The 11,351-nt window shown below is 67.9% G+C and carries 12 protein-coding genes; 10 read left to right on the top strand and 2 right to left on the bottom strand.

The window, feature by feature from the left end; translation table 11 throughout:
• From ACREEF_RS14355 to ACREEF_RS14320, 8 genes are all read left to right on the top strand, one after another.
• Positions 1-215: GNAT family N-acetyltransferase (locus tag ACREEF_RS14355; RefSeq protein WP_431566250.1), on the top strand; the 215-nt coding region annotated here is incomplete at its 5' end.
• A gap of 37 nt (positions 216-252) precedes the next feature.
• Positions 253-729 (top strand): Fur family transcriptional regulator, encoded by a 477-nt coding sequence (locus tag ACREEF_RS14350; protein WP_431566249.1) that lies wholly within the window; start codon positions 253-255, stop codon positions 727-729.
• Between the two features lie 116 nt (positions 730-845).
• Positions 846-2,213 (top strand): tRNA (N6-isopentenyl adenosine(37)-C2)-methylthiotransferase MiaB, encoded by a 1,368-nt coding sequence (gene miaB / locus ACREEF_RS14345; RefSeq protein ID WP_431566251.1) that lies wholly within the window; start codon positions 846-848, stop codon positions 2,211-2,213.
• Between the two features lie 129 nt (positions 2,214-2,342).
• Positions 2,343-3,335 (top strand): PhoH family protein, encoded by a 993-nt coding sequence (locus ACREEF_RS14340; RefSeq protein ID WP_431566248.1) that lies wholly within the window; start codon positions 2,343-2,345, stop codon positions 3,333-3,335.
• Positions 3,336-3,791, top strand: coding sequence for an rRNA maturation RNase YbeY (gene ybeY, locus ACREEF_RS14335; RefSeq protein WP_431566247.1), 456 nt, complete (start codon positions 3,336-3,338; stop codon positions 3,789-3,791).
• The gene (gene lnt, locus ACREEF_RS14330; protein ID WP_431566246.1) at positions 3,788-5,389 is read left to right on the top strand and encodes an apolipoprotein N-acyltransferase; all 1,602 of its coding nucleotides are present in this window, start codon (positions 3,788-3,790) and stop codon (positions 5,387-5,389) included. Before ybeY ends, lnt begins: the two co-directional genes overlap by 4 nt.
• Positions 5,386-5,517 (top strand): hypothetical protein, encoded by a 132-nt coding sequence (locus ACREEF_RS14325; protein WP_431566245.1) that lies wholly within the window; start codon positions 5,386-5,388, stop codon positions 5,515-5,517. The genes lnt and ACREEF_RS14325 overlap by 4 nt, the downstream gene beginning before the upstream one ends.
• 442 nt (positions 5,518-5,959) lie before the next feature.
• Positions 5,960-6,379, top strand: a complete 420-nt coding sequence (locus ACREEF_RS14320) for a helix-turn-helix domain-containing protein (RefSeq protein ID WP_431566244.1) — start codon at positions 5,960-5,962, stop codon at positions 6,377-6,379.
• A gap of 75 nt (positions 6,380-6,454) precedes the next feature.
• Here the strand turns inward: ACREEF_RS14320 and ACREEF_RS14315 are convergent, their stop codons facing one another.
• Positions 6,455-6,988, bottom strand: coding sequence for a carboxymuconolactone decarboxylase family protein (locus tag ACREEF_RS14315; RefSeq protein ID WP_431566243.1), 534 nt, complete (start codon positions 6,986-6,988; stop codon positions 6,455-6,457).
• Between the two features lie 215 nt (positions 6,989-7,203).
• Entirely contained in the window at positions 7,204-7,758 is a 555-nt protein-coding gene (locus ACREEF_RS14310) for a peroxiredoxin (RefSeq protein ID WP_431566242.1), read from the bottom strand.
• Positions 7,759-8,029: 271 nt separating this feature from the next.
• Here ACREEF_RS14310 and katG point away from each other — a divergent pair, with 271 nt between their 5' ends.
• The gene (gene katG / locus ACREEF_RS14305; protein WP_431566241.1) at positions 8,030-10,237 is read left to right on the top strand and encodes a catalase/peroxidase HPI; all 2,208 of its coding nucleotides are present in this window, start codon (positions 8,030-8,032) and stop codon (positions 10,235-10,237) included.
• A 99-nt stretch (positions 10,238-10,336) separates the two neighbouring features.
• Positions 10,337-11,224: a hydrogen peroxide-inducible genes activator gene (locus ACREEF_RS14300; RefSeq protein ID WP_431566240.1), complete on the top strand. Its 888-nt coding sequence runs from the start codon at positions 10,337-10,339 to the stop codon at positions 11,222-11,224.
• Positions 11,225-11,351: the final 127 nt, after the last annotated feature.

The raw sequence follows: 11,351 nt of genomic DNA, 5'->3' as shown, positions 1-11,351 counted from the left end.
GTCTGGCGACGCGGCTGGTCGAGGCCGCCGTGGTGCGCGCCGCCGCCCTTGGCGCCGAGCGGATGTTCCTGGAAGTGGCCGAGGACAATGTCGCGGCTCGCGCCCTCTATGCCCGGGCGGGCTTTGCCGAGGCGGGACGGCGGCGCGGATATTATGCGCGTGCGGACGGAAGCCGCGAGGACGCCCTGGTCCTGTCGCTGAACTTTTCTGGATAGCTTCCATAAGGCGACGGCTCAGCCTATCTTCCGGCGTATGGAACGGATCGAGAAACTTTGCGCCGACCGCGGCATGCGTATGACCGAGCAGCGGCGCGTGATCGCCCGCGTCCTGTCGCAGGCCGAGGATCACCCTGACGTCGAGGAGCTGTATCGCCGCGCCTCGTCCATCGACCCGCACATCTCGATCGCCACCGTCTATCGCACCGTGCGCCTGTTCGAAGAGGCGGGCGTGGTCGAGAAGCACGACTTCGGCGACGGCCGCAGCCGCTATGAAGAGGCGGGCGACGACCACCACGACCACCTGATCGACACCAAGACCGGCGAGGTCATCGAGTTCTTCGACGCCGAGATCGAGCGCCTGAAGACCGAGATCGCCAAGCGTCTGGGCTTCGAACTGGTCGGTCACAAGCTGGAGCTCTACGGCCACTCGATCGCGGGCGTCGAGCCGAGCGAACGCGAAGGCCTGATCTACAAGCGCCACGCCGCGCGCGTGGAGCCGACGGACGGCTGAGCCTGCCGAGCGCGACTGCGCCTGATCGCCTTGCCGTCGCCGGCTTGGGCGATCATAAGCCGCAGATGACCGATACGCTCGAAAAGCCCGTGGAAACGGCGGATGGCGTGGCCGAAATGGCTGCGCCCAAACGCCTGTTCATCAAGACCTACGGCTGTCAGATGAACGTCTATGACAGCGAGCGCATGGCCGATGTGCTGCGTCCGCTGGGCTATGCGACCACCGATGCGCCCGAAGGCGCCGACTTCGTCATACTGAACACCTGCCACATCCGCGAACGGGCCGCCGAGAAGGTCTATTCCGAACTCGGCAAGTTGAAGCAGATGCGCGAGCGCAAAGCGGCGCGCGGCGACGGCGGCATGACTATCGCGGTCGCCGGCTGCGTCGCCCAGGCCGAGGGCGAGGAGATCATGAAACGTCAGCCCGCGGTCGACCTGGTGGTCGGACCGCAGGCCTACCACCAGCTGCCGGAGCTGCTGACCCGCACGGCGCGGGCGCGCGGCGAGCGCATCGGCGCGGACTTCGCCCCGCATGAAAAGTTCGACGCCCTGACCCCCGAAATGATCAAGACGCGCGGCGGCGAGGGCCCGACCGCCTTCCTGACGGTGCAGGAGGGCTGCGACAAGTTCTGCACCTTCTGCGTCGTGCCCTATACGCGCGGCGCCGAGTGGTCGCGCCCGGTGGCGGCGGTGCTGGCCGAGGCCCGCGCCCTGGCCGACCGGGGCGTGCGCGAAGTCACCCTGCTGGGCCAGAACGTCAACGCATATGACGGCGAAGGCCCGGACGGAAAACCCTTCACCCTGGCGCGTCTGGCCTACGCCCTGGCCGAGATTTCCGGCCTGGACCGCATCCGCTATACGACCAGCCACGCCAACGACATGAGCGACGACCTGCTCGCCGCCCACGCCGATCTGGATGTCCTGATGCCCTATCTGCACCTGCCGGTTCAGGCCGGGTCGGACCGGGTATTGCGGCTGATGAACCGCAAGCATGGGCGTCAGAAATACATCGACCTGATCGCCCGCATCCGCGAGGCGCGGCCCGACATGGCCATCGCCGGCGACTTCATCGTCGGCTTCCCTGGCGAGACGGAGCGGGACTTCGAGGACACCCTCGATCTGGTGCGTCAGGTCACCTATGCGGGGGCCTTCAGCTTCGTCTATTCGCCGCGTCCCGGCACGCCCGCCGCCACTATGCCGGGTCAGATCGAGGAGAAGGTCGGGCTGGAGCGGCTGCAGCGGCTGCAGGCCCTTTTGTTCGAGCAACAGACCGCCTTCAACGCCGCCCAGGCGGGCAAGACCCTGAACGTCCTGTTCGAGAAGAAGGGACGCTACGCCGGTCAGGCCATCGGCCGCTCGCCCTATCTGCAGGCGGTTCACGTCGAGGGCGCGGATCATCTGCTGGGCCAGATCGTGCCGGTGGAGATCATCAGCGGCGCCCAGAACAGTCTGAACGGACGGTTGGCGATCCCAGGCACTATCTAGACCTGAATTGCAGCGACGTCCCTCAAGAAGCCTCGTCCCGCTGGACGAGGCGTTAGGGACACAAGAGAATGGTCCCTCAAGAAGCCTCGCTCCGCGAGCGAGGCGTTAGGGACCCCAAGAGGGAAACTTATGGCGCGAGAATCCGAATTCCTGTCTCTGAGCGATCAGGCGCTGGGGGCGGTGATCGGCCCCAACAGCCGCCACGTCGCCCTGATCGAGGACGCCTTCAAGGTGCTGGTCGAGGCGCCCGGCGGGGGGGTGTCGATCAACGGCTCGGCGCGGGATCGGGCCCAGGCCAAGCGTGTGGTCGAGACCCTGGCCAAACGGGCGGATACCGGCGCCGAGATCACCGAGGCCGACGTGCGCATGGCCCTGGGGGCGGCCGTGTCGCAACCGCGTCCCGATCAGGGCCGGGTCGTGCCTGACGCCATCACCCTGCCGGTCGGTCGGCGCGGGGCCATCGCGCCCAAGACGGCGGCCCAGGCGCGCTATCTGGACCTGCTCAGCCGGTGCGAACTGACCTTCGGCGTCGGCCCGGCGGGCACGGGCAAGACCTTCCTGGCGGCGGCCTATGGCGCGTCCTTGCTGCGACGCGGACAGGTGGACCGGCTGGTCATCACTCGCCCGGCGGTCGAGGCGGGCGAGAAGCTGGGCTTCCTGCCGGGCGATCTGAACGAGAAGGTCGATCCCTATCTGGCCCCGATCTGGGAGTCGCTGAACGACATCCTGGGGATCGACGACGTGCGCCGTCGCCGCGAGAAGGGCGAGATCGAAGCCGCCCCCATCGCCTTCATGCGCGGCCGCACCCTGAGCCATGCCTTCATCATCGTCGACGAGGCGCAGAACACCTCGCGGCTGCAGATGAAGATGGTGCTGACCCGCCTGGGCGAGGGCGCGCGGATGGTGGTGACGGGCGACCCGTCGCAGATCGACCTGTTGAACCCGCGCGATTCCGGCCTGCGCCATGCCCTGCGCATCCTGCAGGATGTGAAGGGGGTGGGCGTCCAGGCCTTCAAGGCCGAGGACGTGGTGCGCCACGCCATGGTCGAGCGCATTGTGCGCGCCTACGACGCTGATGCGGCGCGGAACCGCCCCACGCCCGATCTCGAGGACGAAGACTGAATGATCGAGATCGAAGTCGAGGACGCGGCCTGGACGGCTGCGCTGCCGGAGGCTGAAGCCGTGGTCGCGCGCGCGGCGACGGCGGCGCTGGGGAAGCTCGAGGGCGACCTGGTCGTGCTGCTGACCGACGACGCCGGGGTGCAGGACCTGAACGCCCGCTTTCGCGACAAGGACCGGCCGACCAATGTCCTGTCCTTCCCTGCCGCCGAGAGCGCCTTTCCGCATCTGGGCGACGTGGTGCTGGGCTACGCCTATTGCGCGGCGGAGGCCGAGGCCCAGGGCAAGACCCTGTCCGACCATCTGAGCCACCTGGTCGTCCACGGCGTCCTGCACCTGCTGGGCCGCGACCACGAGGACGACGCCGAGGCCGAGGAGATGGAGGCCGAGGAGCGCGAGATCCTGGCCGCCCTGGGCGTCGCCGACCCCTACCAAGCCGAACATGAGGCCAAGGCATGAATGAACGTTTGTCGGCGCAGGGCCTTGGGGCCTTGTGGGGGGGCGTGCTGACGAACCGCTGGAGTCGCATCGCTCTGGCCTTGCTGGCCGGAGCGGGCGCCGCCCTGGCCCATCCGCCGTTCGGGGTGCTGCCGGGCCTGCTGGGCTATCCGCTGCTGATGCTGCTGGCCGAGCGGTCGGCGCGGGTGCGCGGCGGCTTCTGGATGGGCTGGCTGGCCGGTTTCGCCTACTTCTTCATCGGCTGCTGGTGGGTGGCCGAGGCCTTCCTGGTCAACAAGGATCAGGCTTGGATGGCGCCCTTCGCCGCCAGCCTGCTGCCCATGGGGCTGGGTCTGTTCTTCGGGACTGCGACCGCCCTGTATCGCCGATTTGCGCCGCAAGGCGTGCGCCGCGTCCTGCTGTTCGCCACCCTGTTCGCCCTGCTGGAATGGCTGCGCGGCCATGTGCTGACCGGCTTCCCGTGGAATCCGACGGGGGCCAGCTGGCAGGCGGGTTCGGTTATGTCGCAGTTCGCCTCGGTGGCGGGCGTCTATGGCCTGGGGCTGGTGACGCTGGCCGCCGTGTCGGCGCTGGGCCTGCTGGTCGGGGCCGGGCCGCGTCGCTCGCGGCTGGTCGCAGCGGGTCTCGGCGTCGCGGTTCTGGCGGGTCTGTTCGGTTTCGGCGCCCTGCGCCTGTCGTCGGCTCAGCGCGTGGACGGCCCGACCCTGGTGCGTCTGGTCCAGGCCGACATTCCGCAGGAGTCCAAGTGGTCGCCTGAGGCCTATCAGGCCATCGTCGATCGCTATGTGGCGCTGACCGCCCAGCCGGGTGCGGCGGTTCCCGACGTGGTGGCCTGGCCCGAGGGCGCCCTGCCCGCCACCGCCAACGACGTCTTCAACTCGCCGGACGCCCAGGCCATCGCCGGCGCCCTTCAAACGGGTCAGACCCTGCTGATGGGCCTCAGCCGCGGCGAAGCCGACCCGACCGCCGAGGGCGGTGCGCGCTACTACAACAGCCTGTTCTCCCTGCACGACGAGGGGGCGGCGGGGCTGCGCATCGGCGCCATCTACGACAAGCACCGGCTGGTGCCGTTCGGCGAGTATCTGCCGATGGGCCGGTTGATGGGCAAGATCGGCGTGCGCAGCCTGGTACACGTGCCGGCCGACTTCAGCGCGGGACCGAAGCCTGCGCCGATCAGCCTGGTCAACGCCCCGAGTGTGCAGCCGCTGATCTGCTACGAAAGCCTCTATCCCGGTTTTACCCCGGCTAGCGGCGCGGGCCGTCCGGCCTGGATCGTCAATGTCTCCAACGACGCCTGGTTCGGCAAGACCTCGGGGCCGTTGCAGCACCTGAACCTGGCCAGCTATCGCGCCATCGAGACCGGCCTGCCGGTGGCGCGCGCCACCCCGACCGGCGTCTCGGCCATGATCGACCCCTGGGGCCGGATCGTCGACGGCAAGCGGCTGGACCCCGGCCACGCCGGGGTCATCGACGTCCGCCTGCCGGAACCGGCCGACCCGACCCTCTACGGCCGCTGGGGCGACGGCCTGTTCGGCCTTATGTTGATCCTGATGCTGACGGGCGGTCTATCGTGGGGCCGGCGCAAGGGGCGGGCATGATGAAGGCTGGAGACGAGGAAGAGCAGGATCGCAAGCGGACGCGCCATGTCGACGTGTCCCTGGGCGCGCGCCTGCGGGCCATTCGCCAGGACCGGGGCCTGACCCAGGCGGACTTGGCGCAGGCTTGATATCTCCACCAATCAGTGGGGGCGCCATGAAAGCGGTCAGAACCGTGTCCCGGCAGTGCGCCTCTGGCAGTTTTGCGAGGCGCTGAACATCGATGTCGCGTCGGTGTTCCGGGACCCGTCAATTGCGCCGGCGAAGGCTGTCAACCGGGAAGCACAGCCGCTCCGCGGCGTTATGGATGCCGGCGTCGGCTGGACCGATGCGCCGGGTTGCGCCCCGCCGATTGAGGCGAAGGGGGCGCTGGTGCAACGGATCGGAGCTGCGGCGCGGGAACTGTCGGAAGCCCGTCAGCGCACGGCCCTGGCCGTGATCCGGGCCCTGAAGGCTGAGGAGGCCGACTGACGGCGCAGACACGCGCCGTGCGCGAATTATAATGACAGCGCTGGATATCCGTCGCATTTCGGGACAATTGAGTTCGGGCGTAGATTTGAGCGAGAACGCGTGATGGTCAGAGGCTCTGCAGAGGACGGCCCGCATCCGGTGGACCGCCACGTTGGTCGGCGCGTTTGTGAAAAGCGGATCGCCCTGGGCTACAACCAGAGCGACCTGGGCCGGGCTTTGGGCCTGACTTTCCAGCAGATTCAGAAGTACGAGAAGGGCACGAACCGCGTGTCCGCCTCCAAGCTGTGGGACATCGCCCGCTTCTTCAAGGTCGATATCGGTTACTTTTTCGAGGGTCTGACCACGCCGCGACCCGGCATGGCCGAAGGCGAGGCGGAACCCTTCGTCCACGACTTTCCCACCACCCGGCAAAGCATTGAGATCGGCCGGCTGGCGCCGCAGCTGTCGGTGCGTCAGCAGAAGCTGGTGCTGGACATGATGCGAGAAATGGCGACGCCGGAAGGCGACGCCGGCAAGGACTGATCCTTTCTGTCAGCGACGGCAATTGAAAAAGGCGCGGATCACTCCGCGCCTTTCTGCTGACCGGGGACGGACCGATCAGCTCGCCAGAGCGGCTTCCGAGGCGACGATCCGGCTGGCGGCGTGGACCACGGCGCCGATACGCAGGGCCGCCTGGACCTGGACGTTCGGCACGGCGTGCTTGCGCAGTTCGCCCTCGTGGGCGTCCAGGCAGGCGCCGCAGCCGTTGATGGCCGAGACGGCGGTGGACCACAACTCGAAGTCCAGCTTGTCGACGCCCGGGTTGGCGATCACGTTCATGCGTAGCTTGGCCGGCAGGGTCGTGTACTCGTTGTTCTTCATCAGGTGCAGCGAGCGGTAGTAGATGTTGTTCATGCCCATGATGGCGGCGGCGGCCTTGGCGGCGTTCATCGCCTCGGGGGTCAGCACGCTTGCGGCCTGGGCCTCGAGGAGCTTGACGACTGGGGCGACGCCGATGGCGTGGGCAGAGGCCAGGAAGCAGCCCCACTTCTGCTGGTCGTTCAGCACCGTCTCATTGGCCAGCGAAGACAGGTTCAGAGAGATGTCCTTGCCGTAGGCCGGGATGAGGTCGCGCAGAGCGTCGAGGGACATGGGGGAAATCTCCAATAAGGGCCGACTGTCGGCCGGTGGCGCGAAGGGCGTTGAAGCAGCGTACTCAAAACGCGCTCAAGTCGTCCGAAGGACGATAGCGCCCTAAAAAAGAAAAAGGCGGCGACGGTCGCCCGCCGCCGCCTCTTCAAGAGGGGCGGCCCGGACCCATACGAACGCGGTCCGGGCCTGGTCGTTTCCGACCTCTGGGCCAGTACTTAGGCGGCCAGGGTCTCGCCGCCGACGGGGCGGTTGCAGGCGCACAGCTCGTCGGTCTGCAGGGCGTCGACCACGCGAAGCGTGTCTTCCGGCGAACGGCCGACGTTCAGGTTGGTGACGTAGACGTGCTGGACGACGTTGTGCGGGTCCACGACGAAGGTGGCGCGCAGGGCGACGCCGTTGTCTTCGTCCAGGATGCCCAGCTCACGGGCGAACTTGCCGCCGCAGTCGGCGAACTGCCAGATCGGCAGCTTGTTCAGGTCGGCGTGGTCGCGGCGCCAGGCCAGCTTGGTGAACTCGTTGTCGGTCGAACCGCCGAGCACGACGGTGTCGCGGTCTTCGAAGTCCTTGCCCAGCTTGGCGAAGGCGGCGATTTCAGTCGGGCAGACGAAGGTGAAGTCCTTCGGGTAGAAGAAGATAACCTTCCACTTGCCCTCGAAGCTGTCCTGGGTGACGGTTTCGAAGGCTGAAACGCCGTTTTCTTCGTGGCTGTTGAAGCCCGGCTTCACGCCAGTGATCTTGAATTCAGGCAGTTTTTGACCGACGCCCAGCATAGTGGAGCTCCATTCTGACAATGTAAGACATCCGGCGCCGCGGGGAGACGCATCGCCGATGGGGGTCAGATGGGCTGTGGCGGCCTGGAAGTCAAATCGATCATTTCGCAAGTGGGAATAAAAAAAACTTATAATTATCTACGGCGATCAGATGGAAGTGATCGAGCGTCACCATAAGTTTTCTTGCTGATCATCTCAAAGTTTATCGATTTTCCTTCGGTGCGGAACCGGGCGTAGGCTCGAGCATAATCTGCCAACCAGGAGGAAAGTCATGGACGGACAAGCAGGCGGCCCCACCCCTCTCCACGATCCGAAGAAGGAGCCGGGCGCGCTGCGTTCGCTTCTGGGACGCACCAATCGCGACTGGTGGCCCAATCAGATGGCCATGGACATCCTGCACCAGCAGGGCAGGTCGGGCGACCCGATGGGCGGCGACTTCGACTACGCCGCGGCGTTCAAGAGCCTCGACTATGAGGCGGTGAAGCGCGATCTGACCGCCCTGATGACCGACAGCCAGCCCTGGTGGCCGGCGGACTACGGCCACTACGGCCCCTTCTTCATCCGCATGGCCTGGCACTCGGCCGGGACCTACAGAAAGGGGGACGGCCGCGGCGGCGCCGGCGCGGGCCAGCAGCGCTTCGCCCCGCTGAACTCCTGGCCGGACAACGGCAACCTGGACAAGGCGCGCCGTCTGCTGTGGCCGATCAAGCAGAAGTACGGCGCCAAGCTCAGCTGGGCCGACCTGATGATCCTGGCCGGCAATGTCGCCATTGAAAGCATGGGCGGGCCGATCTTCGGCTTCGGCGGCGGCCGCGCCGACGTCTGGGAGCCCGAGAAGGACGTCTACTGGGGCACGGAAGAAACCTGGGTCAACGAGGAAGGCAACCAGACCCGCATCCAGCCCGACAAGGGCATGGCCCTGGAAGACCCGCTGGCCGCCATCCAGATGGGCCTCATCTACGTCAACCCGGAAGGCCCCGGCGGCGTGCCCGAGGCCCTGGCCTCGGCCCGCGACATCCGCGAGACCTTCGCCCGCATGGGCATGAACGACGAGGAGACGGCCGCCCTGACCGCCGGCGGCCACACCTTCGGCAAGGCTCACGGCGCCGGCGACGCCTCCAGGGTGGGCGCCAGCCCCGAAGCCGCCGACATCGCCCAGCAGGGCCTCGGCTGGATCTCGGATCATGCGAGCGGCATGGGCGACGACACCATCACCTCGGGCATCGAGGGCGCCTGGACCCCCACCCCCATCACCTGGGACATGACCTATTTCGACATGCTGCTGGACCACGACTACGAGCTGGTCCGCAGCCCGGCGGGCGCCAAGCAGTGGCAGCCGGTCGGCAATCCCGAGGACACCCTGGCCCCCGCCGCCCACACGCCGGGCAAGCGCGTGCCGACCATGATGACGACCGCCGACATGGCGTTCAAGATCGATCCGATCTATCGCCCGATCATGGAGCGGTTCCGCGCCGATCCGGCCTATTTCGGCGATCAGTTCGCCCGCGCCTGGTTCAAGCTGACCCACCGCGACATGGGCCCCAAGGCCCGCTACCTGGGCCCCGAGGTGCCGGCGGAGGACCTGATCTGGCAGGACCCGATCCCGGCGCACACGGGGCCGAAACTGTCGGACGCCGACGTCAAGGCGCTGAAGGACCGCATCAAGGCCTCCGGCCTGTCGGGCGCCGACCTGGTCTCGACGGCCTGGGCCTCGGCCGTCACCTATCGCGGCTCGGACTATCGCGGCGGCGCCAACGGCGGGCGCCTGCGTCTGGCCCCGCAGAAGGACTGGGACGTCAACGAACCGGCCAAGCTGGCCCAGGTCCTCAAGGTCTATGAAGGCATCAAGGCGGCGTCGGGTCTGAACGTCTCCATCGCCGACCTGATCGTCCTGGGCGGCGTGGTCGGCGTTGAGCAGGCGGCCAGGGCCGGCGGTCACGACGTGGCCGTTCCCTTCACGCCGGGCCGCACCGACGCCTCGGCGGAACAGACCGACGTCGACGGCTTCAAGGTGCTGGAGCCCCGCGCCGACGGCTTCCGCAACTATCTGCAGGTGCGCTTCAACGTCCCGACCGAGGAACTGCTGATCGACCGGGCCCAGCTGCTGGGCCTGACGGCGCCGGAAATGACGGTGCTGGTCGGCGGCCTGCGGGTCATGGGCGCCAACCACGGCGGGTCGAAGCATGGCGTCCTGACCGATCGGCCGGGCGCCCTGTCCAACGACTTCTTCGTCAACCTGCTGGACATGAAGACCGGCTGGAAACTGGTCGACGGCGACGAGGTCTTCACCGGCAATGACCGCGCCACCGGCGAAGAGCGCTGGACCGCCACCCGCACCGACCTGGTGTTCGGCTCCAACTCCCAGCTGCGCGCCCTGTCCGAGGTCTACGCCTCGGCCGACGCGGGCGCGAAGTTCGTCCAGGACTTCGTCGCGGCCTGGACCAAGGTCATGAACGCTGACCGGTTCGACCTGAACTAGCTCGAGAAGCGCCGCGGGCCGACCGGTTCGCGGCGCCTTTCTTCATCAATGGTTTCGATTGTCTTTGAAAACACCATAGGGCGCGCCTATGTGGGGCGAATGCTCCCCACCCTGCGACAGCTTCATTATCTCAAGCTCCTGGCCGAACACGCCTCCTTCAGCCGCGCGGCCGAGGCGGCCCACGTCAGCCAGCCCGCCCTGTCGGCGGGGGTGCAGGAGCTGGAGAAGATCCTGGGCGCGCCGGTGGTCGAACGCACGCGCGGCGCGGTCCAGCTGACCGCCGTCGGCGCCGAGGCGGTCAAGCGCGCCGAGGACGTCCTGGCCCGGACCGAGGACCTGGTCGAGGCCGCCCGCAACGCCGGCAAGCCCCTGTCGGGCCGGTTCCGCCTGGGGATCATCCCCACCGTCGCCCCCTTCCTGCTGCCCCGCGCCCTGCCCGGCCTGCGCGACAAATACCCGGCCCTGCGCCTCTTCATCCGCGAGGACCTGACCCCGCGCCTGATCGCCGGGCTGAAGGCGGGCCAGCTGGACGCCGCCGTCATCGCCCTGCCCTACGACGCGCCGGGCATCGACCACGCCCGCATCGGCGACGACGAGATCCTGGCCGCCGCCCCGGTCGGCCATCCGCTGGCGGGCGCCGGGCCTATCCCCGAGGGGATGCTGAAGGCCGACGACCTGATCCTGCTGGAGGACGGCCACTGCCTGCGCGATCAGGCCCTGGCCGCCGTCAACATCGAGGCCCCGCGCGGTGAGGACGTCTTCGCCGCCACTTCCCTGCACACCCTGGTGCAGATGGTGTCCTCGGGCCTGGGCGTCAGCTTCCTGCCGCAGATGGCGGTGCAGGCCGGTCTGGCCGACAACCCCGGCGTCGTCGTCCGCCCCATCTCCGCCGACGCCCCCCGCCGCGAGATCGTCGTCGCCTGGCGCGCCGGCTCCAGCCGCGCCGCCGAAGCCCGCCTTCTGGCCGAAGCCCTCAAGCTCGACTAGGCGGGCGGGCGGCGAGGCGCCGCAGCCCTTTGGCCGCCACGGCTTCCTCATGCCTGCCCCTTCACCCGCCGTCATCCTCGGGCTTGACCCGAGGATCGAGCGCAGCGGCGCACGTGAGCTTTCAGAG

The sequence above is a fragment of the Brevundimonas sp. genome, assembly GCF_050729455.1.
GTDB lineage: Bacteria > Pseudomonadota > Alphaproteobacteria > Caulobacterales > Caulobacteraceae > Brevundimonas.
This window is presented reverse-complemented; position numbering and strand designations above follow the sequence as displayed.